Raw genomic sequence first — 25,172 nt, 5'->3', positions numbered from 1 at the left:
GTCGTGGCCGTCGTCGACACCGGGACGACGGAGGCGCGCCCCGCGCGGGAGGGCCGGCGGTCGTCCGCCGCCCTCCCGCCGGAGGAGAGCCTCCTGCCGGGCTCCGACCGTCGTGGGTTCTGGCTCTACCTGATCCCCGGGTTCGTCCTCTTCACGGTCGTGATCCTCGTCCCGCTCGTCTGGAACGTGTACCTCAGCTTCACCGACTACCGCGGCATCCGCCCGCCGACCTGGGCGGGGCTCGACAACTGGCGCGAGCTGATGACCGACGACCGCTTCTGGACGTCGTTCGTCAACAGCGTCTTCCTCATCATCGCCATGGTGGTCGTGCCGACCGTGCTCGGACTCCTGCTCGCCGCGATGCTGTTCGACCTCGTCGGCCGGAAGTTCGGCGGGCGCCTCGCCTCGTTCCTGCGGGCGACGTACTACCTGCCGCAGATCCTCCCCGTGGCGATCGCCGCGATCGTCATCGGCTGGATCCTCCGGCCCGAGAACGGCGCCCTCAACACCGTCCTCGAGGCCGTGGGCCTCGGCGCGTTCCAGCACAACTGGCTCGGGAGCCCCGACACGGCGCTGCTGAGCATCATGGTGGTGATGGTCTGGGTGCAGCTCGGCTACCCGGTGGTGATCTTCATGGCAGCCCTGCAGCGCGTCGACCCCGAGCTCTACGAGGCCGCCGAGCTCGACGGCGCCGGCTGGTTCCAGCGCTTCCGCGCGATCACGATCAGCATCATCCGTCCCGAGATCTTCGTCGTCGTGCTCACCTGCACGATCGCGGCGCTCAAGGTGTTCGGGCCGATCTACGCCCTCACCCGGGGCGGGCCCGGCGACTCGACGATCGTGCCGAGCTACTACGCCTACAGCGAGTTCTTCCAGAGCCAGCAGGTCGGCTACGGCGCGACGATAGCGACGGCGCTGACCCTCGTCATCGTCGTCATCACGGTGTTCTTCATCAGGGCCCAGAACCGGGTCGAGCGAACAGAGAGGGAACGCTGATGGCCACGTCCGTCGTGCCACCGGTCCAGGACGACCGCATCCGACCCGCGGTGCCCACGCCGCGCCTCCCCGTGGCGAAGCAGCGCAAGCGCCCCAAGACGGCGACCGACTGGGTCGTGCTCGCCGTGGCGGTCGCGTTCGGGGTGCTCGTCGCGCTGCCGTTCCTGCTGATCCTGGTGAACTCGTTCAAGTCGCCGCAGGACTACACGGCCGGCGGGCCGCTCAGCCTGCCGACGTCGCTGTACCTGGACGGCATCGTCGAGTTCTGGAACCGCGTCGAGTTCCCGGCGAAGCTCTGGAACAGCTTCGTCATCGCGGGCCTGGTCGCGTTCTTCGCCGTGGTGATCTCGGTGCTGAACGCGTACGCGCTCGGCATCGGCCGGGTGCGCGGCCGCACCTGGATCATCGTGCTGTTCCTGCTGGCGAACATGCTGCCCCAGGAGGCTCTCCTCTACCCGCTGTACTTCATGTTCAAGCAGGTGGGGCTCTACGACAACATCTGGGCCGTCATCATCATCTTCACGGTGATCCAGAGCGCCTTCGGCACGTACCTGCTCTCGAGCGTCTACGGCACCTTCCCGAAGGAGGTGCTCGAGGCCGCGTCCCTCGACGGCGCGAGCCGGTGGCAGATCCTCTGGCGGGTGATCGTGCCGATCAGCCGCCCGACCCTGGCGGTGCTCGCCATCTTCTTCTTCATCTGGACGTGGAACGAGTTCCTCATCCCGCTGACGTTCCTCGTGTCGAACGACAACCAGACGGTGCCCGTCGCGATCACCGCGCTGCAGGGCGACCGGCTCATGGACGTCACGACCACCAGCGCGTCGGCGCTGCTCGGGCTCATCCCGACGCTCGTCTTCTTCCTGATCTTCCAGCGCACCCTGACCCGCGGCATCACCGCCGGCGCGGTCAAGTGACGCGACCACCTCCGAGAGGCACCACATGAAGTTCACCGACGGTTTCTGGCAGACCCGCCCGGGCGTCACCTCCTCGTTCGGGCAGGAGGCCTACGACGTCGAGGCCACCGACGACGGCCACGGCCTGGTCGTCACCGCGCCGACCAAGGTCATCGCGAGCCGGGGCGACACCCTCAACCGGCCCGTGCTCACGATCACCCTCCGATCGCCGATGGACGGCGTCGTCAGCGTCACCGTCGAGCACTTCTCCGGCGGTCGCGACGAGATCGGCTTCGACCTGGTCGGGGCCGAGGGCGGCCGGGCCGGGGTCGGCACCGTGACGACGACGGACTCCGGAGGCGCGTCCCTGACCTCGGGACGCCTCACCGCGACCGTCGCCCCGGGAGCCCCCTTCGACCTCGCCTTCCACGACGGCGACCAGGTGCTCACGCGCTCGGGCGCCAAGTCGGTCGCCTGGCACGCGGTGGCGCCCGACGCGCAGCTCGACGGGGCGATGACCGGCAACGCCCGGGCGGGCACCGGCCGACGCTTCTCCTCCGACTACGTGTCGCAACAGCTCTCGCTCGGCGTGGGCGAGCTCGTCTACGGGCTCGGTGAGCGCTTCGGGCCCCTGGTGAAGAACGGCCAGACCGTCGACGTCTGGAACGCCGACGGCGGCACGTCGAGCGAGCAGGCCTACAAGAACGTGCCCTTCTACCTGACGAACCGAGGCTACGGGGTGCTCGTCGACCACCCGGGCCACGTCTCGTACGAGATCGGCTCGGAGGCCGTCGAGCGCGTGCAGTTCTCGGTCGCCGGCCAGTCGCTGACCTACCACGTCGTCGCGGGCCCGACCCCGGCCGACGTGCTCGACCGGTACACCCGGCTGACCGGCCGCCCGGCCCACGTGCCGGCCTGGTCGTGGGGCCTGTGGCTGTCGACGTCGTTCACGACCGACTACGACGAGGCGACCGTGACCTCGTTCGTCGACGAGATGGCCCGGCGCGACATGCCGGTGAGCGTCTTCCACTTCGACTGCTTCTGGATGCGCGAGTTCCGGTGGTGCGACTTCGAGTGGGACCCTCGGGTCTTCCCCGACCCGGAGGGCATGCTCGCCCGCCTGCACGAGCGCGACCTGCGGGTCTGCGTGTGGATCAACCCCTACGTGGGCCAGCGCTCGCGGCTGTTCCGGGAGGCGGCCGACGCGGGCTACCTCGTGCGGAACCCCGACGGCAGCGTCTGGCAGTGGGACCTCTGGCAGGCCGGCATGGGCCTCGTCGACTTCACGAACCCGGAGGCGACCGCCTGGTTCCAGGGGAAGCTCCGCGGCCTGCAGGCGCAGGGCGTCGACGCGTTCAAGACCGACTTCGGCGAGCGCGTCCCCACCGACGTGGTCTGGCACGACGGCTCCGACCCGGAGCGCATGCACAACCTCTACGCGCAGCTCTACAACCAGGCCGTCTTCGAGGTGCTGGAGGAGGTGCGCGGGGAGGGCGACGCCGTCGTCTTCGCCCGTTCGGCGACCACGGGGGGCCAGGCGCTGCCGGTGCACTGGGGCGGCGACTCGACGTCGACCTTCGAGTCGATGGCCGAGACCCTCCGCGGCGGGCTCTCGCTCGCGATGAGCGGCTTCTCCTTCTGGAGCCACGACATCGGCGGCTTCGAGGGCACGCCCGACCCCGAGGTCTACAAGCGCTGGACCGCCTTCGGCCTGCTCTCGAGCCACAGCCGGTTCCACGGCAGCAGCTCGTACCGGGTCCCGTGGGCGTTCGACGACGAGGCCGTCGAGGTGACTCGTCGCTTCACGAAGCTCAAGCTCTCGCTGATGCCGTACCTCTACGCGGCCGGGCTCGAGGCCTCGCGCACGGGCCTGCCCGTCATGCGACCGATGGCGCTCGCCTTCCCCGACGACCGCGGCGCGGCCCACGTCGACACCCAGTACATGCTCGGGCCCGACCTGCTCGTGGCTCCGGTCTTCTCGGCCGACGGACGGGTCGAGGTCTACCTGCCCGCGGGGCGCTGGACCGACTGGTTCACAGGCGAGGTGGTCGACGCCGGCCAGGGGGGCTGGCGCACCGAGGTGCACGACGTCACGACGCTGCCGCTCTGGGTGCGCGAGGGCGCCGTCGTGCCGGTGGGCGGTCGTGACGACCGCCCCGACCACGACTACCTCGACGGCCTCGTGCTGAGGGTCTTCCCGGGGGCGGACGGCGAGCGCACGGTCACCGTCACGACGCCCGAGGGCACCGCGGCCGACTTCGTCGTCACCCGGGCCGGAGGCGCGGTGGCGGTCGAGACCACCGCCTCCGGCTGGCGGGTCGAGGAGGTCCGAGCGGCACCCGCGCCGCAGTAGGGTCGACCGACGACCGAGACGGGGAGGCGACGTGACGCTCGAGCAGGCAGGACGGGTCGAGCGCACCCGCGGCACCCTCGCGACGGTGCTCCGGCTCGTGCACGAGGGCGGCGCGGTCTCGCGGTCCGAGCTGACGCGCGCGACCGGGCTCAACCGGTCGACGATCGCCTCGCTCGTCGGCGACCTGGTCGAGCGGGGCCTCGCGACCGAGGCCGACCCGGTCGGCGTCTCGCGGGTCGGCCGCCCCAGCCCCGTCGTGTCGGCGAGCCCCGACGTCGTCGCCTGGTCGGTCAACCCCGAGATCGACGCCGTCACGGTCGGCGTCGTCGGGCTCGACGGGGTCGTGCGTCGCCGCGTCCGCCGCGAGACCGAGGGAGTGCCGACGGCCGCCGAGGCCGCAGGGATCGCCGCCGCCGTCATCGCCGAGCTCCGCGCCGAGCTCGGCCCCCGGCTCGTCGAGGTGGGCGTGGGCGCCGCGGTGCCGGGCCTCGTCCGGGCGGACGGCGGGCTCGTCCGCCTCGCCCCGCACCTCGGCTGGGTCGACGAGCCCTTCGCCGCCCTGCTCGCGGAGGCGACGGGGCTGCTCACCGAGGCCGCGAACGACGCCTCGCTCGCGGCCGTCGCCGAGCACCGGTTCGGGGCGGGTCGCGGGGTCGACGAGCTCGTCTTCCTCAACGGCGGGGCGAGCGGCGTCGGCGGCGGCGTCATCTCGGCCGGACGACCGCTCGGCGGCGTCGGCGGCTACGCCGGCGAGATCGGCCACACCCTCGTCAACTCGGTCGGCCGGGTCTGCCACTGCGGCGCCACCGGCTGCCTCGAGACCGAGGTGGGCCAGGCGTCGCTCCTCGCGGCGACCGGCCTCGACCGCGGCCAGGCCGACGAGCTCGACACCGCCCTGCAGGAGGCGCCCCCCGGCTCCGCCGCCCGCCGCGAGGTCGAGCGCCAGGTCGACCAGCTCGCCGTCGCCCTGCGCACCGTCGTCAACGCCTTCGACCCGTCGCTCGTCGTGCTCGGCGGGTTCCTGGGGTCGCTGCTGGCGGCCGAGCCCGACCGCCTGCTCGCGGGCGTCACCCGTCAGGCGCTGCCCGGGCCCGCGGAGGACGTGCGGCTCGTGCGCGCGGCGCTGGGAGCCGACCGCCTCGTGATCGGGGCGGCGGAGCTGGCCTTCGCGCGCCTCCTCGACGACCCTGCGGCGGCGCCGCGGCGCTGACCGGCCGCGCGGCCGATCGCCCCGCCCGCCGGGCGCGACGCCGCCGGGTCAGGCGTGCGTGTGCGGCTCGGAGCTCGCCCAGACCGACGCCGCCGCCGGCCCGGCGAGCTCGACGCTGCCGACCGGGACGTCGTGCTGGTCGGTGAGCACGACCTGCAGCGACCCGGCGTAGTCGCGGCGCTCGCCGACCCGCACGTGCGCGCCGACGCGCAGGTCGAGCGACCCGAGGTAGCGCAGCAGCTCGGGCTCGTCGTCGGAGACGCGCACGACGAAGCCGCACTCGCCCTCGCGGAACTCCTGCAGGGTGTGCGCGACGGGTCGGGTGACGGTGCCGTCGGCGGCGGGGATCGGGTCGCCGTGCGGGTCGGCGGTCGGGCGGCCGAGCTCGACGTCGAACGCCTCGAGCAGGCGGTCGCTGACGGCGTGCTCGAGGACCTCGGCCTCGTCGTGCACCTCGTCCCAGCCGTAGCCGAGCCGCTCGACGAGGTAGGTCTCGATCAGCCGGTGGCGACGCACCATGCCGACGGCGACGCTGCGCCCGAGCTCGGTGAGCGCGATGCGCCGGTACGGCTCGTAGTCGATCCAGCCCTCGCGCTCGAGCTTGCGCAGGTTGCCCGAGACGGTCGAGGCCCCGACGCCGAGGGTCGCCGCGATCTCGTTCGTCGTGATGCCGCGGGCCGGCGCCGAGCCGGGGGAAGCGGCGGCCGGGTCGACCTCGACGGCCCACTCCTCGGCCTTCCAGATCACCTTGAGGTAGTCCTCGGTCATCGTCGAGCGGGTGGGTCCCGGTTCCGGTGGCATGAGCCGATCCTAGGTCCGGCCGCCGTCGTCGAGCACCCGCCGGGCGCCGCTCGCCGCCGCCCGGGCCCACCTCCGCGTCCTGGTCCGCGACCGCCTCAGCGCGGCAGCGACCCCAGCCCCCGCGCCGCGCGGTACCGCTCGCCGATCGCGGGCACGAGGTCGGGCTCGGAGGAGGCGCGGGTCGACACGGCCCACGTCGGCCGGGTCCCCGAGAGGGCCCAGGCCGCCTGCCGGGCGGCGCCGTCGGCGACGTACTCGCCCGGCGCCGGGATCGTGACGGGCGCGTCGAAGACCTGGGCCGCGACGGCCTGCACGGCGGGGTTGAGCGCGGCTCCGCCGATGAGCAGCACGCGCCGCACCTCCACGCCCTGGTCGCGCACCGCGGAGGCGCCGTCGGAGAGGGCCGAGAGCATGCCCTCGACCGCGGCCCGGGCGAGGTTCTCGCGGGTGGTCGAGGCGATGGTGAGGCCCGAGAGGGTGGCGGTCGCGTCGGGCAGGTCGGGGGTGCGCTCGCCCTCGAAGTACGGCACGAGCGAGACGCCGCCCGCGCCCGGCTCGGCGGCGAGGGCGAGGCGCGCGAACTCGTCGTGGTCGACGCCGAGCAGGGTGCCGATCGACGACAGCACGCGGGCCGCGTTGAGCGTCGCGACGAGCGGCAGGAACCCGCCGGCCGCGTCGGCGAAGCCCGCGACCGTGCCGCTGCCGTCCGACACGGGCGCGTCGGTGACGGCGAAGGCGGTGCCGCTCGTGCCGATGCTGATCACGAGGTCGCCGACCGCGGCGCCGAGGCCGAGGGCCGCGCCGGCGTTGTCGCCGGCCCCGGCGCCGACGACGAGGCCCTCGGGGACGGGGCCGTGCGCGGTCGTCGTGCCCGCCGCCTCCGACGGTCCGAGCACGCGGGGCAGCACGACGGCGTCGCCCTCCGCGGTCGAGCCGGCCCCGGCGGCGACCCGCCCGGCGCGGCCGAGGGCGCGCTCGAACAGCTCGAGGTCGTAGTCGTCGTCGACGGGGCTCCAGTACGAGGTGCCGCTGGCGTCGCTGCGGTCGGTGACCAGCGCCTCCAGGTCGGGACCGAGGGCCGAGGAGGCGCGGGGCCCGTACCCGAGCAGCCGCCAGGTCAGCCAGTCGTGCGGCAGGGCCACCGCGGCGACGCGGGTCGCGTTCTCGGGCTCGGCGTCGCGCAGCCAGCGGAGCTTCGTCGCCGTGAACGAGGCCACGGGCACCGATCCCGTGCGGCGGGCGTACTCGTCGGCCCCGACCTCGGCGATGAGCTGGTGGGCGGCGTCGGCGCTGCGGGTGTCGTTCCAGAGCAGCGCGTCGCGGACGACCTCGCCCTCGGCGTCGAGGGCGACGAGTCCGTGCTGCTGGGCGGAGACGGCGATCGCCGAGACGCCGTCCAGGCCGCCGGCGGCCTCGATCGCGGTGACGAGGGCGTCCCACCACGCGGCGGGCGGCACCTCGGTGCCGTCGGGGTGCTTGGCCGTCCCCTGGCGCACGAGCTCGCCGCTGGCGGCGTCGCGGACGACCACCTTGCAGCTCTGGGTGGACGAGTCCACCCCGGCGACGAGCACGCGGGGGGTCGGGTTGTCGATCGTCACGGACTACTCCTCTTCGAGCGGGTGGGCGGGCGCGGTCACGACCCGTCGTCGAGCAGGTCGGCCAACGCCTCGGCCAGCGTACTGTCCACGATCAGGTGCGTGACGAACCCGGCGCGGGCGGCGGCGACGACCGCGGCGGCGCGACCCGGGCCGTGGGCGACGGCCACGACGCGGGGCGTCCGCACGAGCTGGTCGAACCGCACGCCGATCAGGCGGTCGTCGAGCGCGGTCGCGACGTGGCTTCCCTCGACGTCGAAGAGCCGGCCCGAGATCTCGCCGACGGCGCCGGCGGCGGCGGCCTCGTCGCGGTCGGCGGGCGAGACCTTCTCCCAGACGCTCGACTCCCCGGCCTGCCACGCGCCGATCGCGACGACGGCCAGGTCGAGGTCGTCGGCGCGCTCGAGGGCCTGGGCGATCTCGGGCTGGCGCATGAGGTCGCGGGCCGTCGCGGCGCCGTCGACGACGAGCGGGGCGTGGATCGGCAACGTGCGGATGCCGGGCGACGAGCCGAGGTTCGAGATGACCTGGGGCAGGGTGCCCGAGCCCGGCACCTGCAGGGCCCCGGCCAGCTGGACGATGGTGCACGGCGGCAGGTCGGGCAGGAACTTCGCGGCGAGGTCCATCGTGCGCGACCACGAGATGCCGACGGTCATGCGGCTGCGGAGGGTGTGGCGGAGCGCCCCCATCACGGCCGTGCCGACGCGCTCGGCTCCCTCCGTCTCGGTCGTGCCGGTGACGTCGACGACCTGCACGCGCTCGACGCCGAGCAGGCGGGCCAGGTCGTCGTCGCGCGAGGGTCGTCGCGGGTCGCGGATCTCGATCGAGACGACGCCCTGGTCGCGGGCCTGCTTGAGCAGCTTCGCGACCTGGAAGCGGCTGAGGTCGAAGCGGGCCGCGATGTCGACCTTCGAGAGGTCGTCGAGGTAGTAGGCGCGGGCGACGTCGGCGAGCAGGAGCCAGCGCTCGCGGTCGGGTCCGGTTCGTCGTTCCATCCGCTCATCATGGCTCATCTGAGACCCCTTGCACATCTGTGAACGCCGTGTCAGACTCCCCTCACATCTGAGGAGGCGCGCTCATCTGAGCGACGCACCCCGCGCCTCCCTCGGTCCCGTCCCCGGACGACGCACACCCGCAGCACCCCCGACGCACCGCCCTGTCACGACCAATGGAGGTCCCGTGAGATCCATCAACCGAGCCAGCAAGCTCACGATCGCGATGTCGGTGGGCGTCGCAGCAGCACTGGGCCTGAGCGCCTGCGGAGGGGCGGGCGGTGGCGGCGGAAGCGCGGCCGGCGGCGGCTCCGACGAGGTCAACGTCCTCATGGTCAACAACCCGCAGATGGTCGACCTGCAGAAGCTGACGGCCGACTCGTTCACCAAGGACACGGGCATCAAGGTCAACTACACCGTCCTGCCCGAGAACGACGTCCGCGCCAAGATCAGCCAGGAGTTCTCGAGCCAGGCCGGCCAGTACGACGTCGCGTCGCTCAGCAACTACGAGGTGCCGAGCTACGCCGCGAACGGCTGGCTGACGCCCCTCGACGACACCGTCGCCGCGAGCGCCGACTTCGACCAGAGCGACATCCTCGAGCCGATGACGAAGGCCCTCACCGCGGAGGACGGCAAGCTCTACGCCGAGCCCTTCTACGGCGAGAGCTCGTTCCTCATGTACCGCAAGGACGTCTTCGACGCGGCCGGGCTGACGATGCCCGACAAGCCCACGTGGGACCAGGTCGCCGAGCTCGCGGCCCAGGTCGACGGGGCACAGGACGGCATGAAGGGCATCTGCCTGCGCGGCCAGCCCGGCTGGGGCCAGATCTTCGCCCCGCTCACCACGGTCGTCAACACCTTCGGCGGCACCTGGTTCGACGAGGACTGGAACGCCCAGGTCGACAGCCCCGAGTTCACCGCCGCGGTCGACTTCTACGTGAAGCTCGTCCAGGAGCACGGCGAGTCCGGCGCCCCGCAGGCCGGCTTCACCGAGTGCCTCAACAACCTGCAGCAGGGCAAGGTGGCCATGTGGTACGACGCCACCAGCGCCGCCGGCAGCCTCGAGGCCGACGACTCGCCCGTCAAGGGCAAGATCGGCTACGCCGCGGCCCCCGTCAAGGAGACCGACAGCTCGGGCTGGCTCTACACCTGGGCCTGGGGCATCCAGAAGGCCGGCGCGAACCAGGACGCCGCGGCGAAGTTCGTCGAGTGGGCGTCGAGCAAGGAGTACGAGGAGCTGGTGGCCGACGAGATCGGCTGGTCGAGCGTCCCCGCGGGCAAGCGCGCCAGCACGTACGACAACGCCGACTACCAGGCCGCGGCCGCGCCGTTCTACCAGCAGACCGAGGACGCCATCACGAGCGCCAAGCCCGACGACCCCGGGGTGCAGCCGCGTCCCGCCGCGGGCATCCAGTTCGTCGCGGTGCCCGAGTTCGCCGACATGGCGACGCAGGTCTCGCAGGACGTCAGCGCCGCGATCGCCGGCAAGGAGACCGTCGAGGAGGCGCTGACCACCGGCCAGGGCCTCGCCGAGAAGGTCAGCGAGAAGTACCAGAAGTAGTCATGACCGCCACCGTCGAAGCACCGGCTCCGCACGAGCCCCGGCCCGCGGCCCCGGGCTTCCGCACCCCTCGCAAGGATGCGGCAGCCCTGGCCCGGGCCGGGGCGTGGGCCCGCCGGGCCCCCCTGCTGCCCGCCCTGATCTTCGTGATCGCCGTCACCCAGGTGCCGTTCGTCATCACGATCATCGTCTCGTTCGTCAACTGGAACTCGCTCTACCCGAACGACATCGCGTTCGGCTGGTTCGACAACTACGTCAACGTCTTCACCGACTCGGCCATGCGCTCGTCGGTGCTCACCACCATCGCGCTGACCGTCACCGTGGTGCTGGTCAGCCTCGTCATCGGCCTCGTCGTGGCGCTGCTGCTCGACCGCACCTTCTGGGGCCGGGGCGTGGTGCGGACGATCATGATCGCGCCGTTCCTCGTCGTGCCGGTCGCGGCGGCCCTGCTCTGGAAGCACGCCCTCTTCAACCCCGAGTACGGCCTCTTCAACGGGGCCCTGAACTGGCTCTTCGGGCTCGTCGGCCTCCAGGCGCCGCAGCCCGACTGGATCACGAACAACCCGCTGATGGCCGTCGAGGCGGCCCTCATCTGGCAGTGGACGCCGTTCATGATGCTCATCCTGCTGGCCGGGCTGCAGAGCCGGCCGCTGGACGTCATCGAGGCGGCCCGGGTCGACGGCGCCACGTCGTGGCAGCTGTTCCGCTACATGACGCTGCCGCACATGCGTCGCTACCTCGAGCTCGCGGCCCTGCTCGGCTCGATCTACATCGTGCAGAACTTCGACGCGGTCTTCACGATCACCTCGGGCGGCCTCGGCACGGCGAACCTGCCGTACACGATCTACCAGCAGTTCTTCCAGGCGCACGACTACGGCGCCGCGTCCGCGGCCGGCGTGGTCGTCGTCATCGGCACCATCGCCATCGCGACGTTCGCGCTCCGCAGCGTCTCGACCCTTCTGAAGGAGGAGAACCGATGAGCGCACCCACGCTCGAGCGCCCGGCCGGCCCGACGACCGGCGGGGGGCGGCGCGTCCGCTCGACCCGCGCCTCCTCGGCCCCGGGGGTCGTCGCCGGACGCACCCTCGGCGGGCGTGCCCGCGGGGGCCTGCTCGGCCTGCTCGCCTGGATCGTGGGGCTCGCGTTCTTCGCCCCGGTGGCCTGGATGGTCCTCACGAGCTTCCACTCCGAGACCGACGCGGCGACGAACCCGCCCTCGATCTTCGCGCCGCTCACCCTCGACGGCTACGCGAACTTCTTCGGCGCGAACTCGGGCGCCAGCCCCTGGCCGCCGCTGATCAACAGCGCCACCGCGTCGGTCGTGTCGACCCTGCTCGTGCTCTGCCTGGCCCTGCCGGCCGCGTACGCCCTGAGCATCCGGCCCGTGCAGAAGTGGTCCGACGTGATGTTCTTCTTCCTCTCGACGAAGATGCTGCCGATGGTCGCCGGCCTGCTGCCGATCTACCTCATCGCCTCGCGCATCGGCGCGCTCGACTCGGTCGGGCTGCTGATCGTGCTCTACACGTCGATGAACCTGCCCATCGCGGTCTGGATGATGCGGTCGTTCCTCGCCGAGATCCCGGTCGAGATCCTCGAGGCCGCCGCGCTCGACGGGGCGAGCCTGCCGTCGATCTTCCGCCGGGTGATCATCCCGATCTCCGGCCCCGGGCTCGCGGCCACGGCGCTGATCTGCTTCATCTTCAGCTGGAACGAGCTGCTGTTCGCGTCGGTGCTCACCAGCACGCAGGCGTTCACGGCGCCGGTCTTCCTCACGAGCTTCGTCACGAGCCAGGGGCTCTTCCTCGCCAAGGTCTGCGCCGCGGCGGTGGCCGTCTCGTTCCCCGTGCTCGTCGCCGGGTTCGCCGCGCAGGACAAGCTCGTGCAGGGCCTCAGCCTCGGCGCGGTCAAGTAGCCGGCACCGGCGCGCGCACCCCACCCACACACTCACCCCGTACGACGGAGACACCATGACCGACACCGACCAGACCACCCCGGCCGCCGGCAGCGACGCCGCGACCGGCACCGCCGCCCGGGAGCCGATCGCCCTGCGCCCCGACACCCTCGACGAGATCGCCGCCCGCGGGGTGGCCGTGCCGACCTACGATCGCGAGGGCCTCACCGCCGGCATCGTCCACTTCGGCGTCGGCGGCTTCCACCGGGCCCACCAGGCGATGGTGGTCGACCGCCTGCTCGCCGCCGGGGAGGCCCGCGACCTCGCCATCTGCGGCGTCGGCGTCCTCGAGCAGGACCGCCGCATGAAGGAGGTGATGGACGCCCAGGGCGGCCTCTACACGCTCGTCCTCAAGCACCCCGACGGCCGTCGCGAGGCGCGGGTCATCGGCAGCATCGTCGAGTACCTGCTCGCCGTCGACGACGCCGAGGCCGTCATCGAGAAGATGGCGTCGCCCGAGACCCGCATCGTCTCGCTGACGGTGACCGAGGGCGGCTACAACTTCCACCACGTGACCGGCGAATTCGACGAGTCGACCCCGGCCGTGCGGGCCGACGTCGAGGCCGTCGCCGCGGGCGGGCTGCCGCACACGACCTTCGGGCTCGTCGCGGCCGCGCTGCAGCGTCGTCGCGAGCGCGGCGTCGAGCCGTTCACGGTGATGTCGTGCGACAACATCCCGGGCAACGGCCACGTCGCCAAGAAGATGTTCTCGGCCTACGCCGACCTGGTCGACCCCGACCTCGCGACGTGGATGCGCGAGTCGGTCTCGTTCCCGAACTGCATGGTCGACCGCATCACGCCCGTGACGAGCGACGACGACCGCGCCGAGGTGCGCGACGTGCTCGGCGTCGACGACGCCTGGCCGGTCGTGGCCGAGCCGTTCTTCCAGTGGGTGCTCGAGGACGACTTCCCGCTCGGCCGCCCGCCGTACGAGCAGGCCGACGTGCAGCTCGTCGACGACGTCGAGCCGTACGAGTTCATGAAGCTGCGCCTGCTCAACGCCAGCCACCAGGGCCTCTGCTACTTCGGCTACCTGTCGGGCTACCGCTACGCCCACGAGGCGACGGCCGACCCGGCGATCGCGACCTTCCTCCGCAGCTACATGGACCGCGAGGCCACGCCCACCCTGCCGCCCGTGCCCGGCATCGACCTCGACGACTACAAGGCGACGCTGATCGAGCGCTTCCGCAACCCCGAGGTGCGCGACACGCTCGCGCGGCTCTGCGCCGAGTCGAGCGACCGCATCCCGAAGTGGCTGCTGCCGGTGGTGCGCGAGAACCTGGCCTCGGGCGGCGAGGTGGCCCGGTCGGCCGCGATCGTGGCGAGCTGGGCACGCTACGCCGAGGGCACCGACGAGAACGGCGAGCAGATCACCGTCGTCGACCGGCTGGCCGAGCGGCTGACGGAGACGGCCCTGACCCAGCGCGACGACCGGCTCGCGTTCCTCCGCGACCGCGAGCTGTTCGGCGACCTCGTCGACGAGCCCCGCTTCACCGAGCCCTACCTCGACGCGCTCGCCGGGCTCGTCGACGACGGCGCCCACGCCACGGTGACCCGGCTGCAGTGACCTGCGGGAGGCGCGGCGCCGGTCCCCGGGACCGGCGCCGCCCTGTCGTGCCCACACCCGTCCTTGTAGGCTGAGGTGCACCTCACCGGGGTGCGTTCCCCCGACGTGAGGAGATGCCATGCCCGCAGTAGTGATCATCGGAGCCCAGTGGGGCGACGAGGGCAAGGGCAAGGCGACCGACCTGCTCGGCAGCCGCATCGACTACGTCGTCAAGTTCAACGGCGGCAACAACGCGGGCCACACCGTCGTCATCGGCGACCAGAAGTACGCGCTGCACCTGCTGCCGTCGGGCATCCTGTCGCCCGGCGTCACGCCCGTCATCGGCAACGGCGTCGTCGTCGACATCGAGGTGCTCTTCGACGAGCTCGACGCGCTCATCGCCCGCGGCGTCGACGTCTCGCGCCTCAAGGTCAGCGCCAACGCGCACGTCATCACGCACTACCACCGCACCCTCGACAAGGTGACCGAGCGCTTCCTCGGCAAGCGCCAGATCGGCACCACGGGCCGCGGCATCGGCCCGACCTACGCCGACAAGATCAACCGCGTCGGCATCCGCGTGCAGGACATCTTCGACGAGGGCATCCTCCGCCAGAAGGTCGAGGCGGCCCTCGACCAGAAGAACCACCTGCTCGTCAAGATCTACAACCGCCGCGCGATCGAGGCCGACGAGGTCGTCGAGTCGCTGCTGTCGTACGCCGAGCGGCTGAAGCCGATGGTGGCCGACACGGCGCTCGAGATCCACCAGGCCCTCGAGGGCGGCAAGACGGTGCTCTTCGAGGCGGGCCAGGCCACGATGCTCGACGTCGACCACGGCACCTACCCGTTCGTCACCTCGTCGTCGGCGACGGCCGGCGGCGCCGCGACCGGCTCGGGCATCGGCCCGGGCAAGCTCGAGCGCATCATCGGCATCGTCAAGGCCTACACGACTCGCGTCGGCGCGGGGCCGTTCCCGACCGAGCTGTTCGACGCCTCCGGCGAGTTCCTCCGCGCGAACGGGTTCGAGTTCGGCACGACGACCGGCCGGCCGCGTCGCTGCGGCTGGTACGACGCCCCGATCGCGCGCTACTCGGCCCGCATCAACGGCGTGACCGACTTCGTGCTGACGAAGCTCGACGTGCTCACCGGCCTCGAGACGATCCCCGTCTGCGTCGCCTACGACGTCGACGGCGTCCGTCACGACGAGGTGCCCGTGTCGCAGAGCGACTTCCACCACGCCGTGCCGATCTACGAGGAGTTCCCCGGCTGGTCGGAGGACATCACCGGCGCCCGCGAGTTCAGCGACCTGCCCCAGGCCGCGCAGGACTACGTGCTCGCCGTCGAGGCGATCAGCGGCGCGCGCATCTCCGCGATCGGCGTGGGTCCGGGCCGCGAGGCGATCGTCGTCCGTCACGACCTGCTCGGCTGAGACCCGGGCCGGCCGGAGGCGCGGCGCCGCTAGACGACGCTGAACCCGTCCGTGAGGCGGCCGCGTCCCGTCAGCGCGAGCAGCACCTCCTCGCCGTGGCCCTGCAGCGTGGCGGAGCGTGCGGCCAGCGCCGCCGTGTCGGCGACGGCGGCCGTCGGCAGCGTGTGGGGGAGCCCGGTCGCCCGCGACAGGTCGATCGTGTGGACGACGAGCTCGAAGACGCGGGTGCGGAGGTACTCGTCGAGCAGGATGCCCATGCCGCCGATCGACACGACGCGGTCGCCCGGCGCACGTCGCAGCGCCTCCCGCGACTCCGTCAGCGCCGCCGCCACCACGGTCGCGGGGGAGTCGCCGAGCCAGCGCCCCGCCTCGACGCCCCGGGCGTGCACCCCGTCGGCGTCGGTGAACTGCGACGCGTAGGCCGAGTACCAGGCCTCGGCCGACGGGATGGTGACGTCGCTCGGCTCGTCGAGGGCGAGGTAGGTCGACACGGTCAGCACGGCGCGCGAGGTGTGCCCCGCGAGGTCGCGCACCGTCCAGCGGTCGAGGCCCGGCTCGGACCACTGCTCGGGGCGCACCCGGGCGAGGAGGTCGACGAACGACTCGGCGGACTGGCTGAAGGCCACGGCGTTGCTCATCCGCACATCGTGACAGGTGCTGGCAGGATCGCCCCGTGACCGCCGTGCGCCCGCCCCTCGCCACCCTGTCCGGCCGCGTCGTCGAGGTCGGCCCGCTGACCCACGACGACCTGCCCGAGCTGTTCCGCGCGATCGGCCGGCCCGAGGTCTTCGCCGGCGGCTGGGGCGGCGGGCCGGGCGCCTACCGCGACGACTACGAGCAGTGGGCCGAGTTCATGCGGCGCTACCTGCTGTGGGGGGCGGCGAACGTCTACGGCGTGCGCCGCGCCTCCGCGTCCTCCGACGGTGCCCGGGGCGAGCTGGTGGGCACGACGACGCTCGGCGAGTTCCAGCTCGCGAACGAGAGCGCCCACCTCGGCTGGACGGCCTACGCGCCCGAGACCTGGGGCACCGCGGTCAACGTCGAGACCAAGCTGCTCGTGCTCGGGCAGGCCTTCGACCACGGCTTCGGTCGGGTGCAGATCCAGGCCGACGCGGCGAACGGGCGGTCGCGTGCCGCGATCGAGAAGCTCGGCGCGACGTTCGAGGGCGTGCTGCGCCGCACGCAGCCGAGGGCCGACGGATCGTGGCGCGACACGGCCGTCTACTCGGTGCTGGCCGACGAGTGGCCCGGCATCCGAGAGGGGCTCACGATTCGTCTGGAGAACTCCCAGGAACCGTCCAGATCGTAGGGCGACGCTGGCAGGCATGACTCTGGAGATCGCATACACCGCCATCGCCCACGCCACGGGCGGCGGCCGGGACGGCCACGTCCGCAGCGAGGACGACCGCCTCGACTTCGACACCCGTCCCCCCAAGGAGCTCGGCGGCTCGGGCGAGGGCACCAACCCCGAGCAGCTCTTCGCCGCGGGCTACGCCGCGTGCTTCCTCAGCGCGATGCACAGCATCGCCAAGAAGCTCGACGTCGACACCAGCGACAGCTCGGTCAGCGCGAGCGTCGGCATCGGCGGCAACGGCGAGGGCGGCTTCGGCCTCGCCGTCGAGCTCGACATCTACACGCCCCACGTGCCTGCCGAGCGTCGGCAGGAGCTGGCCGACGCCGCCCACCACGTCTGCCCGTACTCGAACGCCACGCGCGGCAACGTCGAGGTCACGCTGACCCTCGTCGACTAGCCGAGGCGACCGCCCCCTCGAGGAGGCGCGTCCTGCGAGAGCGGGGCGCGCCTCCTCGTCCGTCCCCCGGCGGGTGCCCTCGGCGACGGTCCGCCGATAGGCTCGTGCAATGGCACTCGACAGTCCCCTCGGGGCGGACAGCCCGCTCAGCGACGACGACCAGTCCGCGATCGACCAGCTGGCCGACATCCGGCAGAGCATCGACAACATCGACGCCGCCCTCGTGCACCTGCTCGCCGAGCGCTTCAAGTTCACGCAGTCGGTCGGCCACCTCAAGGCGGCCGCGGGCATGCCGGCGAGCGACCCCGAGCGCGAGCGCGTGCAGATCCAGCGCCTCCGCCAGCTCGCCGAGCAGTCGCGGCTCGACCCGGCCTTCGCGGAGAAGTTCCTGAACTTCATCGTCGGCGAGGTCATCCACCACCACGAGCGCATCGCGGCCGACACGGCCTCGAGCGCCGTCGCGCCGGGCGGCGGGGCAGGGGCGTGAGCGACGCCGACGTCGCCGGGTCGCTGCCCGGCGTCGAGCCGCAGCGCCTCTACATCGGGTCGTACACGGCGACGAGCGGCGGGTCGGGCACCGGCATCACCGTGCTCGAGCGCGCCGCGCCCGGGGCGCACTGGCAGGCCGTGCAGACGGTCGAGGCCGACGACCCGTCGTTCCTCGTCGTGACGGAGGGCGCGCTGCACGCCGCCTCCGAGACGACGGAGGGCCGCGTGCTCTCGTACACGATCTCGGCCGGTCGCCTCGTGGCGGCCTCGAGTGCACCGTCGGGCGGCGCCTCGCCGTGCCACGTCCACCACGACCCGGCCTCGGGCGCCCTCGTCGCCTCGAACTACGTCGGGGGCACCGTGAGCGTGCTCTCCGCCGACGCGTCGCACCCGAGCCGCGTCGCCCGCACGGTCGCGCTGCCCTTCGGCCACGGCCCGGTGCTCGAGCGACAAGAGCGTCCGCACGCCCACCAGGCCGTCGCGACCCCGTGGGGCACCACGCTCGTCGCCGACCTCGGCACCGACCGGCTCGTCGAGCTGACCGTCGACCCCGTCTCGCTCGACCCCGAGGTCGTCGCCGTGCACCCGCTGCCCGCCGGTGCGGGCCCGCGCCACCTGGCCTGGCTCGACGACGGACGCCTCGTCGTCGCGGGCGAGCTCGACGCGCGCCTCCACGTGCTGCAGCACGTCGGCGAGAAGCTCGTCCTCGACCACTCGGTCGAGGTCTTCGAGGGCTCGTCCTCGACCCCTGGCGTCTTCCCGTCGCACCTCGCGGTCGACGCGGGGCGTGCCTACGTCGCCACCCGCGGCCGCGACACCATCAGCGTCCTCGCCGTCGGCGACGACGGGCGGCTGCGGCTCGTGGGCGAGGCCCCCTGCGGCGGCGCCTGGCCGCGCCACTTCGCGATCACGCCCGGCGTGCTCTACTGCGCCAACCAGGGGTCCGACACCGTCGCGGTGCTGCCGCTCGACCCCGAGACGGGCGTGCCCGGCGAGCCGATCGACGTGTTCTCGCTCGGCAGCCCGGCCTGCATCGTCGTCGCCTGAGCCGTCGGGCCGCGCTCAGCGACCGAGGCCGCGCAGCAGCGCGATGACCTCGTCGAGCGAGGCCCGGGGCCGGGCCGGGTCCGGGCTGCCCGAGCCGTCCGAGCTGAACTGGCCGGGCGTGAAGTAGAGGCCGTCCGAGACGAGGCTGACCACCTGCGCCACGGCCGGGTCGCCCACCTCGTCGAGCACGACGTCGTGCCAGCGCTGCTGCATCGAGGCGAGGGCCGACGCGGCCCGGGGCCAGAGCCCGCTCGCCGCGAGGCCGGCCACCGCGGTGATGCAGCGGTCGAGCGGGTCGTCGGCCGGGATCGCCGAGGGCGACGAGGTGCGGAGCACGTAGTCGACGACGCCGTCGGGCGCGCTCGTCATGGCGGCGACGTCGGCGTCGAGGAGGGCCCCCAGCCGGTCGACCAGCCCGTCGACCAGCGCCTCGCGCGAGGGGAAGTGGTACAGCAGCCCGCCCTTCGAGACGCCGGCCTCGGCGGCCGTGGCGTCGAAGGTCGCACTGCGCTCGCCCGTCGCCACGACGAGGCGCTCGAACGCGTCGAGCATCGATCCTCGGGCTGACGGGCGTGGACTCATCCTGTTACTGTACCGTCCGGACGGTAATACTGCACCGTCCGGACGGTCTGCGACCACGCCCGCCCCGCCCCGCCCACGACCACGAGACCGAGACGCCATGAGCACCACCGCCCGCCGACCCGCCGCCGCCCCGGCCCCCGCCCGCGCCGGGGCCCGCCAGTGGGCCGCCCTCGTCGTGCTCATGCTGCCCGTGCTGCTCGTGTCGGTCGACAACACCGTGCTGAGCTTCGCCCTGCCCGAGATCTCGACCGCGCTCCGCCCGTCGGCCGCGGCCCAGCTGTGGATCGTCGACGCCTACTCCCTCGTCCTCGCCGGCCTGCTGGTCGCCATGGGCTCGCTCGGCGACCGCTTCGGCCGCCGGCGCCTGCTGCTGATCGGCGCGACCGGCTTCGCGACGGTCTCCGTCTTCGCGGCCTTCGCCCCCAGCGCGGAGGCGCTCATCACCGCCCGTGCCGTCCTCGGCTTCTTCGGGGCGATGATCATGCCCGCCACCCTGTCGCTCCTGCGAAGCACGTTCACCGACCGCGACCAGCGCCGCCTCGCCATCGCCGTCTGGGCGAGCGGCTTCGCGGCGGGGTCTGCGCTCGGCCCGATCGTCGGCGGCGTGCTGCTCGAGCACTTCGCCTGGGGCTCGATCTTCCTCATCGCCGTGCCGGTGCTCGTGCCCCTGCTCATCGCCGCGCCGATCCTGCTCGTCGAGAGCCGCGACCCCGAGCCGGGTCCGTTCGACCTCGTGTCGGTGCTGCTCTCGCTCGCGGCGATGGCCCCCGTTGTGGCGGCGATCAAGCTGCTCGCCACCCACGGACCGGGCTGGGACGTGCTCGTCCTCGCGGTCGTGGGAGGCGCCTCCGGCTGGCTCTTCGTCCGCCGTCAGCTGCGGCGCCCCCGCCCGCTGCTCGACGTGCGCCTCTTCACGAACTCGGTCTTCGCCGGGTCGGTGCTCGTCAACCTGCTGGCCGTGACCTCGCTCGTCGGCTTCCTCTTCTTCACGACGCAGCACCTGCAGCTGGTCGTGGGGCTCCGTCCGCTGCCGGCCGCGCTCACGCTGCTGCCCGGCCTCGCCGTGATGATCGTCGCCGGCCTCGTCGTCGTGCCGATCGTGCGGCACGTCCGGCCGCGCACCATCGTGGCCGTCGGGCTCGCCGCCGCGGGCGTCGCCTACGCGACCGTCTGGATCTCCGGGGCCGACGCCTCCGTCGCGACCTTCGTCATCGCCTTCGCGCTCGTCGGCCTCGGCGTCGGCTCGGCCGAGACGATCTCGAACGACCTGATCATCGCCGCCGTCCCCGCCGACCGGGCCGGTGCCGCCTCGGCCGTCTCCGAGACCGCCTACGAGGTGGGCGCGGTGCTCGGCACGGCCGTGCTCGGCAGCATGCTCACCGCCATCTACCGCGGCACGCTCGTCGTGCCCGAGGGCGTGCCGGCCGAGGCCGGCGCCGCCGCCCGCGAGACCCTGGGAGGCGCGGTGTCCGCCACCGAGGGACTGCCCGCCTCGGCCGCCGCCTCCCTCCTCGACGCGGCGACCCACGCGTTCGACGCCGGGCTCGTGGCCACCGCGGCGGTCGGCGCCGGGATCATGCTGCTCGCCGTGCTCGTGGCCCTGACGACGCTCCGCCGGGCCTCCGCGGACGACTGAGGCCGCGCCTCCGGCGGGCGTCGGGCCGCGGTCGGGCGGGGGCCGCGGGGGCGGGGCCCCGGCGGGTAATGTAGGTGCGTCCACCCCCGCCCGTGCAGGAGCCCCATGTCGCGAACCGTCCGCCTCGCCGCCGTCCCCGGCGACGGCATCGGCCCCGAGGTCGTCGCCGAGGCCCTCAAGGTGCTCGAGGTCGCGGCCGGCGACGACGCCGTCTTCGACGTGACGACGTACCACCTCGGCGCGGCGCGGTACCTCGAGACGGGCGACGTCCTCACCGACGACGACCTGGCGGCGCTGGCGACGCACGACGCGATCCTGCTCGGGGCGGTCGGCGGCGACCCGCGCGACCCCCGCCTGACGGGCGGAGTCATCGAGCGCGGGCTGCTGCTGAAGCTGCGCTTCGCGTTCGACCACCACGTCAACCTGCGCCCGACCACCGTCTGGCCCGGCGTGCCGTCACCGCTCGCCGACCCCGGCGCCGTCGACTTCGTCGTCGTGCGCGAGGGCACCGAGGGGCCGTACGTCGGCAACGGCGGGTCGCTCCGCACCGGCACCCCGCACGAGATCGCCAACGAGCTCAGCGTGAACACCGCCTTCGGGGTCGAGCGCGTCGTGCGCTTCGCCTTCGAGAAGGCCCGCTCGCGCCGCGGTCGCCTGACGCTCGTGCACAAGACCAACGTGCTCGTGCACGCCGGCGGCCTCTGGCAGCGCGTCGTCGACGCCGTCGCGACCGAGTACCCCGACGTGACCGTCGACTACCAGCACGTCGACGCCGCGACGATCCACCTGGTGGTCGACCCCGCGCGGTTCGACGTCATCGTCACCGACAACCTCTTCGGCGACATCCTCACCGACCTCGCCGGCGCGATCAGCGGCGGCATCGGCCTGGCGGCCTCGGGCAACCTGAACCCGACCGGCGCCTTCCCGAGCATGTTCGAGCCCGTGCACGGCTCGGCACCCGACATCGCCGGCCGGCAGCTGGCCGACCCGACCGCCGCGATCCTCTCGACGGCGCTCATGCTCGAGCACCTCGGCCTGCCTGAGGCCGCCGGGCGCGTCACCCGTGCCGTCGAGGCCGACATCGCCGAGCGGTCGGGCCCGCGCGGCACCGCCGAGGTCGGCACGGCGATCGCCGACCGCGTGCGCACCACGACGTCCACCCCGAGCGCCTGACCCGCGGCCCGGCTGAGGAGAAGACCATGACGACCACCGACGACACCGCGTCGACCGAGTTCGGGCTGACGTTCGAGCTGACCCCCTCCGAGAGCGCCCGCGACGCCGCCGAGCGGGAGGTCATCCTCTCCGACCCCGGCTTCGGCAAGCACTTCACCGACCACATGGTGTCGATCCGCTGGACGCTCGACGGGGGCTGGCACGCCGCGCGCGTGCACCCGTACGGGCCGCTGCAGCTCGACCCCGCGGCGTCCGTCCTGCACTACGCGCAGGAGATCTTCGAGGGCATGAAGGCCTACCGCCACGCGGACGGCTCGATCTGGTCCTTCCGCCCCGACGCGAACGCGCGGCGGCTGCAGCGCTCGGCCCGGCGCCTCGCGCTGCCCGAGCTGTCGACGGACGACTTCGTCGAGAGCGTGCGGCAGATCGTCCGGGTCGACGCGTCGTGGGTGCCCTCGGCGCCCGAGACGAGCCTGTACCTGCGGCCGTTCATGATCGCGAGCGAGAGCTTCCTCGGCGTCCGTGCGGCGCAGCAGGTCGACTACCACGTCATCGCGAGCCCGGCCGGGGCGTACTTCACCGGCGGCGTGAGCCCCGTCTCGATCTGGCTGACGACGAACTACGCGCGCGCCGGCAAGGGCGGCACGGGCGCGGCCAAGACCGGCGGCAACTACGCCTCGTCGCTGCTGCCGCAGCAGGAGGCCTACGAGAACGGGTGCCAGCAGGTGCTCTTCCTCGACTCGTCAGAGAGCCGGTACATCGAAGAGCTGGGCGGCATGAACGTCGTGCTCGTGTACGCCGACGGCACCCTCGTCACCCCCGACAGCGACTCGATCCTCGAGGGCATCACGCGCGACTCGATCCTCGAGCTCGCCGAGGCGCGTGGTCACCGGGTCGAGCGCCGACGCGTGACGCTCGACGAGTGGCGCGACGGCGTCGAGAACGGCGACATCGTCGAGGTGTTCGCCTGCGGCACCGCAGCGGTGGTCGTCCCGATCGCCGAGCTCAAGGGCGACGGCTTCCACGTCGGCTCGCCCGCCGCCGAGGGCGGTCCGCTCACGATGTCGCTCCGCGAGGAGCTCACCGACATCCAGTACGGCCGACGACCTGACACGCACGGATGGATGACGAGGCTCGACGCATGAAGATCGCACGGTTCGCGACCCCCGGAGAAGACCCCCGCTACGGCATCGTCGACGAGCGCGAGCTGATCGTGCTCGCGGGCGACCCGATGTACAGCGGCTACGAGACCACGGGCGAGCGGGTGTCCCTGCGCTCGGCGAAGATCCTCGCGCCGGTGATCCCGCGCTCGAAGATCGTCGGGGTGGGCCTGAACTACCACGACCACGCCGACGAGCTGGGGCAGACGCCGCCCGAGGCGCCGCTGCTCTTCATCAAGCCCAACACGACCGTGATCGGGTTCGGCGACTCGATCCAGCTGCCCCCCGACGTCGGCCAGGTCGACTTCGAGGGCGAGCTCGCCATCGTGATCGGGTCGATCGCGAAGCGCGTCAAGGCGGAGGACTTCCAGGACGTGGTCTTCGGCTACACGATCGCGAACGACGTGACGGCCCGCGACGTCCAGGCCGCCGACGGCCAGTGGACCAGGGCCAAGGGCTACGACACGTTCCTCCCGCTCGGCCCGTACATCGAGAACGAGCTCGACTGGACCGACATCACGATCGAGACGCGGGTCGACGGCGAGGTCAAGCAGCGTGAGTCGACGCTGCAGATGATCCACAAGATCCCCGAGCTGATCGAGTACGTCACCGAGGTGTTCACCCTGCTGCCGGGCGACGTGATCCTCACCGGCACCCCCGCCGGCATCGGCCCGATCGCCGCGGGTGAGACCGTCGAGGTCGCGATCTCGGGCATCGGCTCGCTGATCAACCCCGCCAAGAACCGCGTCTGACCCCGCGTCGATGACGACGCCCGGCGGCTCGGCCGCGCCCGACCGGGCGCCGTGGCTGCCGGGCGTCGGCGTCGCCGCGGTGGTCGTCGGCCTCGCGTGGGCCGTGCATCTGGTGGTGCCGGCGGTGCCGTTGCTCACCGCGAGCGTCGTCCTCGGCATCGTCCTCGGGCAGGTGCGACCGGCCCGGGCGCCGCTCGACGGGGTGCTCGCGCCCGGCCTGACGCTCGCCGCGAAGCGCCTGCTCCGGATCGGGGTCGTGCTGCTCGGCCTCAAGCTCAGCCTCGTCGACGTCGCGTCGCTCGGCTGGCTGACGATCGTCTCGGTGGTGGGCATCCTGCTCGCGACCTTCGCCGTCACCTGGTCGTTGGGTCGGTGGGCCCGGCTCCCCGGTGACCAGCCCCTGCTGCTCGCGGCCGGCTTCGCGATCTGCGGGGCGTCGGCGATCGGGGCGATGAGCGCGGTGACGCGCGATCGCGGCAAGGACGCGGCCACCCCGGTGGCCCTCGTCACCCTGTGCGGCACGGCCGCCATCGTGGTGCTGCCCTTCCTGGGCAGCGCGTTCGGCCTGACCGAGGTGCAGTTCGGCGCGTGGACCGGCGCGAGCGTGCACGACGTGGGCCAGGTGGTCGCGACCGCGCAGACCGCGGGCGCGACGGCGCTCGCCATCGCGGTCGTCGTCAAGCTGACCCGCGTGGTCATGCTCGCTCCCCTGGTGGCGGTGACCTCGCTGGTCGTCCGGCGCCGGGGCGGGGGAGCCGGCGCGCGGCCTCCGGTGGTGCCCCTGTTCGTCGTCGGGTTCCTCGTCGCGGTGACGATCCGCACCCTGCTGCCCCTCCCGGAGGCGGTGCTCACGGTCGCCGACACGGTCCAGACCCTGCTCCTCGCCCTGGCACTCGTCGGGCTCGGCACGAGCGTCCGGCTCGAGAAGCTCGTGGGCACCGGGGCCCGGGCCGTCGGGGTCGGACTCGCGTCGTGGGTCTTCATCGCCGGGCTCTCGCTCGTGGTCGTCCGCGTCCTGCCCCTGGGCTGAGCCGGGTGCTCCCGTCCGGTCGATCGTCCGGGGCCGACTCGGTCGGATCGCGTCCGGAGGGGCCGGCGGTCGCTCGCCTCACGGGGGCCAGGGACGCCGTGTGTGCCTCGTGGGCGGGCGTTCAGCCCTGGGACCCTTGATTTTCCGGGGGAGTGTGTTGCGACACGCCCGGGATGTGTGGGGGTTTGGACGTTGGGGCTGGTGTGCCTGTAATGTTCTTTCTTGTCA

The 25,172-nt window shown here is 72.8% G+C and carries 23 protein-coding genes; 18 read left to right on the top strand and 5 right to left on the bottom strand.

Annotated elements, in window-relative coordinates; all coding sequences use genetic code 11:
* Nucleotides 1–3 precede the first annotated feature (3 nt).
* Genes EDF38_RS13100 through EDF38_RS13085 form a run of 4 tightly spaced genes read left to right on the top strand, consistent with a single transcriptional unit; the run spans nucleotide 4 to nucleotide 5,452 of the window.
* The gene (locus EDF38_RS13100; RefSeq protein WP_123356137.1) at nucleotides 4–996 is read left to right on the top strand and encodes a carbohydrate ABC transporter permease; all 993 of its coding nucleotides are present in this window, start codon (nucleotides 4–6) and stop codon (nucleotides 994–996) included.
* Nucleotides 996–1,910, top strand: coding sequence for a carbohydrate ABC transporter permease (locus EDF38_RS13095; RefSeq protein WP_123356135.1), 915 nt, complete (start codon nucleotides 996–998; stop codon nucleotides 1,908–1,910). Before EDF38_RS13100 ends, EDF38_RS13095 begins: the two co-directional genes overlap by 1 nt.
* Nucleotides 1,911–1,935: 25 nt before the next feature.
* Nucleotides 1,936–4,242 (top strand): alpha-xylosidase, encoded by a 2,307-nt coding sequence (gene yicI / locus EDF38_RS13090; protein WP_123356133.1) that lies wholly within the window; start codon nucleotides 1,936–1,938, stop codon nucleotides 4,240–4,242.
* A 31-nt stretch (nucleotides 4,243–4,273) separates the two neighbouring features.
* The gene (locus EDF38_RS13085; protein WP_123356131.1) at nucleotides 4,274–5,452 is read left to right on the top strand and encodes an ROK family transcriptional regulator; all 1,179 of its coding nucleotides are present in this window, start codon (nucleotides 4,274–4,276) and stop codon (nucleotides 5,450–5,452) included.
* Nucleotides 5,453–5,500: 48 nt separating this feature from the next.
* Here EDF38_RS13085 and EDF38_RS13080 read toward each other — a convergent pair whose 3' ends face one another.
* From EDF38_RS13080 to EDF38_RS13070, 3 genes are all read right to left on the bottom strand, one after another.
* Nucleotides 5,501–6,253, bottom strand: coding sequence for a metal-dependent transcriptional regulator (locus EDF38_RS13080; RefSeq protein WP_123356130.1), 753 nt, complete (start codon nucleotides 6,251–6,253; stop codon nucleotides 5,501–5,503).
* A 95-nt stretch (nucleotides 6,254–6,348) separates the two neighbouring features.
* Entirely contained in the window at nucleotides 6,349–7,851 is a 1,503-nt protein-coding gene (locus EDF38_RS13075) for a xylulokinase (RefSeq protein WP_370275637.1), read from the bottom strand.
* Nucleotides 7,852–7,886: 35 nt separating this feature from the next.
* Nucleotides 7,887–8,843 (bottom strand): sugar-binding transcriptional regulator, encoded by a 957-nt coding sequence (locus EDF38_RS13070; RefSeq protein ID WP_158613376.1) that lies wholly within the window; start codon nucleotides 8,841–8,843, stop codon nucleotides 7,887–7,889.
* Between the two features lie 223 nt (nucleotides 8,844–9,066).
* Between EDF38_RS13070 and EDF38_RS13065 the strand changes: the two genes are divergently transcribed.
* From EDF38_RS13065 to EDF38_RS13045, 5 genes are all read left to right on the top strand, one after another.
* Nucleotides 9,067–10,401, top strand: coding sequence for a sugar ABC transporter substrate-binding protein (locus tag EDF38_RS13065; RefSeq protein WP_123356985.1), 1,335 nt, complete (start codon nucleotides 9,067–9,069; stop codon nucleotides 10,399–10,401).
* A gap of 2 nt (nucleotides 10,402–10,403) precedes the next feature.
* Nucleotides 10,404–11,381 carry a carbohydrate ABC transporter permease gene (locus tag EDF38_RS13060; protein ID WP_123356126.1) on the top strand — a complete coding sequence of 326 codons (978 nt, stop codon included), beginning with the start codon at nucleotides 10,404–10,406 and terminating at the stop codon, nucleotides 11,379–11,381.
* The gene (locus EDF38_RS13055) at nucleotides 11,378–12,313 is read left to right on the top strand and encodes a carbohydrate ABC transporter permease (RefSeq protein WP_123356124.1); all 936 of its coding nucleotides are present in this window, start codon (nucleotides 11,378–11,380) and stop codon (nucleotides 12,311–12,313) included. The genes EDF38_RS13060 and EDF38_RS13055 overlap by 4 nt, the downstream gene beginning before the upstream one ends.
* Nucleotides 12,314–12,368: 55 nt before the next feature.
* Nucleotides 12,369–13,919, top strand: a complete 1,551-nt coding sequence (locus EDF38_RS13050; protein ID WP_123356122.1) for a mannitol dehydrogenase family protein — start codon at nucleotides 12,369–12,371, stop codon at nucleotides 13,917–13,919.
* Nucleotides 13,920–14,037: 118 nt separating this feature from the next.
* Nucleotides 14,038–15,324, top strand: a complete 1,287-nt coding sequence (locus EDF38_RS13045; RefSeq protein ID WP_123356120.1) for an adenylosuccinate synthase — start codon at nucleotides 14,038–14,040, stop codon at nucleotides 15,322–15,324.
* 29 nt (nucleotides 15,325–15,353) lie between these two features.
* Here the strand turns inward: EDF38_RS13045 and EDF38_RS13040 are convergent, their stop codons facing one another.
* Nucleotides 15,354–15,962, bottom strand: coding sequence for a maleylpyruvate isomerase family mycothiol-dependent enzyme (locus tag EDF38_RS13040; RefSeq protein WP_123356118.1), 609 nt, complete (start codon nucleotides 15,960–15,962; stop codon nucleotides 15,354–15,356).
* A 35-nt stretch (nucleotides 15,963–15,997) separates the two neighbouring features.
* Between EDF38_RS13040 and EDF38_RS13035 the strand changes: the two genes are divergently transcribed.
* From EDF38_RS13035 to EDF38_RS13020, 4 genes are all read left to right on the top strand, one after another.
* Complete coding sequence (locus tag EDF38_RS13035; RefSeq protein WP_123356117.1) at nucleotides 15,998–16,633, top strand: GNAT family N-acetyltransferase; 636 nt, start codon at nucleotides 15,998–16,000, stop codon at nucleotides 16,631–16,633.
* A gap of 22 nt (nucleotides 16,634–16,655) precedes the next feature.
* Entirely contained in the window at nucleotides 16,656–17,075 is a 420-nt protein-coding gene (locus EDF38_RS13030) for an organic hydroperoxide resistance protein (RefSeq protein ID WP_123356983.1), read from the top strand.
* Between the two features lie 109 nt (nucleotides 17,076–17,184).
* Nucleotides 17,185–17,562, top strand: coding sequence for a chorismate mutase (locus EDF38_RS13025; protein ID WP_123356115.1), 378 nt, complete (start codon nucleotides 17,185–17,187; stop codon nucleotides 17,560–17,562).
* Nucleotides 17,559–18,611: a beta-propeller fold lactonase family protein gene (locus tag EDF38_RS13020; RefSeq protein WP_123356113.1), complete on the top strand. Its 1,053-nt coding sequence runs from the start codon at nucleotides 17,559–17,561 to the stop codon at nucleotides 18,609–18,611. Before EDF38_RS13025 ends, EDF38_RS13020 begins: the two co-directional genes overlap by 4 nt.
* Before the next feature lie 15 nt (nucleotides 18,612–18,626).
* Here EDF38_RS13020 and EDF38_RS13015 read toward each other — a convergent pair whose 3' ends face one another.
* Nucleotides 18,627–19,163, bottom strand: a complete 537-nt coding sequence (locus EDF38_RS13015; RefSeq protein ID WP_233572458.1) for a TetR/AcrR family transcriptional regulator — start codon at nucleotides 19,161–19,163, stop codon at nucleotides 18,627–18,629.
* A 127-nt stretch (nucleotides 19,164–19,290) separates the two neighbouring features.
* On the opposite strand from EDF38_RS13015, the gene EDF38_RS13010 reads away from it, so the two are divergent.
* From EDF38_RS13010 to EDF38_RS12990, 5 genes are all read left to right on the top strand, one after another.
* Nucleotides 19,291–20,829, top strand: a complete 1,539-nt coding sequence (locus EDF38_RS13010) for an MFS transporter (protein WP_123356109.1) — start codon at nucleotides 19,291–19,293, stop codon at nucleotides 20,827–20,829.
* 105 nt (nucleotides 20,830–20,934) lie between these two features.
* A complete protein-coding gene (locus tag EDF38_RS13005; RefSeq protein WP_123356107.1) occupies nucleotides 20,935–22,002 on the top strand; it encodes a 3-isopropylmalate dehydrogenase in 1,068 nt (355 codons plus the stop codon).
* Between the two features lie 26 nt (nucleotides 22,003–22,028).
* Complete coding sequence (locus EDF38_RS13000; RefSeq protein ID WP_123356105.1) at nucleotides 22,029–23,147, top strand: branched-chain amino acid aminotransferase; 1,119 nt, start codon at nucleotides 22,029–22,031, stop codon at nucleotides 23,145–23,147.
* Nucleotides 23,144–23,914: a fumarylacetoacetate hydrolase family protein gene (locus EDF38_RS12995; protein ID WP_123356103.1), complete on the top strand. Its 771-nt coding sequence runs from the start codon at nucleotides 23,144–23,146 to the stop codon at nucleotides 23,912–23,914. The genes EDF38_RS13000 and EDF38_RS12995 overlap by 4 nt, the downstream gene beginning before the upstream one ends.
* A gap of 10 nt (nucleotides 23,915–23,924) precedes the next feature.
* Nucleotides 23,925–24,944, top strand: a complete 1,020-nt coding sequence (locus tag EDF38_RS12990; protein ID WP_123356101.1) for a YeiH family protein — start codon at nucleotides 23,925–23,927, stop codon at nucleotides 24,942–24,944.
* Nucleotides 24,945–25,172: the final 228 nt, after the last annotated feature.

Source organism: Frigoribacterium sp. PhB160 (assembly GCF_003751785.1).
Lineage (GTDB): Bacteria > Actinomycetota > Actinomycetes > Actinomycetales > Microbacteriaceae > Frigoribacterium.
Note: the sequence above shows the minus strand (reverse complement) of the source record. Positions and strands in the feature narration are given on the sequence as shown.

Excerpts from the sequence above, each read along its gene's own strand:
- EDF38_RS13095 (WP_123356135.1), top strand. The coding sequence starts at position 996 with ATGGCCACGTCCGTCGTGCCACCGGTCCAGGACGACCGCATCCGACCC.
- yicI (WP_123356133.1), top strand. The coding sequence starts at position 1,936 with ATGAAGTTCACCGACGGTTTCTGGCAGACCCGCCCGGGCGTCACCTCC.
- EDF38_RS13080 (WP_123356130.1), bottom strand. The coding sequence starts at position 6,253 with ATGCCACCGGAACCGGGACCCACCCGCTCGACGATGACCGAGGACTAC.
- EDF38_RS13070 (WP_158613376.1), bottom strand. The coding sequence starts at position 8,843 with ATGGAACGACGAACCGGACCCGACCGCGAGCGCTGGCTCCTGCTCGCC.
- EDF38_RS13065 (WP_123356985.1), top strand. The coding sequence starts at position 9,067 with ATGTCGGTGGGCGTCGCAGCAGCACTGGGCCTGAGCGCCTGCGGAGGG.
- EDF38_RS13060 (WP_123356126.1), top strand. The coding sequence starts at position 10,404 with ATGACCGCCACCGTCGAAGCACCGGCTCCGCACGAGCCCCGGCCCGCG.
- EDF38_RS13055 (WP_123356124.1), top strand. The coding sequence starts at position 11,378 with ATGAGCGCACCCACGCTCGAGCGCCCGGCCGGCCCGACGACCGGCGGG.
- EDF38_RS13050 (WP_123356122.1), top strand. The coding sequence starts at position 12,369 with ATGACCGACACCGACCAGACCACCCCGGCCGCCGGCAGCGACGCCGCG.
- EDF38_RS13045 (WP_123356120.1), top strand. The coding sequence starts at position 14,038 with ATGCCCGCAGTAGTGATCATCGGAGCCCAGTGGGGCGACGAGGGCAAG.
- EDF38_RS13040 (WP_123356118.1), bottom strand. The coding sequence starts at position 15,962 with ATGAGCAACGCCGTGGCCTTCAGCCAGTCCGCCGAGTCGTTCGTCGAC.
- EDF38_RS13025 (WP_123356115.1), top strand. The coding sequence starts at position 17,185 with ATGGCACTCGACAGTCCCCTCGGGGCGGACAGCCCGCTCAGCGACGAC.
- EDF38_RS13015 (WP_233572458.1), bottom strand. The coding sequence starts at position 19,163 with ATGCTCGACGCGTTCGAGCGCCTCGTCGTGGCGACGGGCGAGCGCAGT.
- EDF38_RS13010 (WP_123356109.1), top strand. The coding sequence starts at position 19,291 with ATGAGCACCACCGCCCGCCGACCCGCCGCCGCCCCGGCCCCCGCCCGC.
- EDF38_RS13005 (WP_123356107.1), top strand. The coding sequence starts at position 20,935 with ATGTCGCGAACCGTCCGCCTCGCCGCCGTCCCCGGCGACGGCATCGGC.
- EDF38_RS13000 (WP_123356105.1), top strand. The coding sequence starts at position 22,029 with ATGACGACCACCGACGACACCGCGTCGACCGAGTTCGGGCTGACGTTC.
- EDF38_RS12995 (WP_123356103.1), top strand. The coding sequence starts at position 23,144 with ATGAAGATCGCACGGTTCGCGACCCCCGGAGAAGACCCCCGCTACGGC.
- EDF38_RS12990 (WP_123356101.1), top strand. The coding sequence starts at position 23,925 with ATGACGACGCCCGGCGGCTCGGCCGCGCCCGACCGGGCGCCGTGGCTG.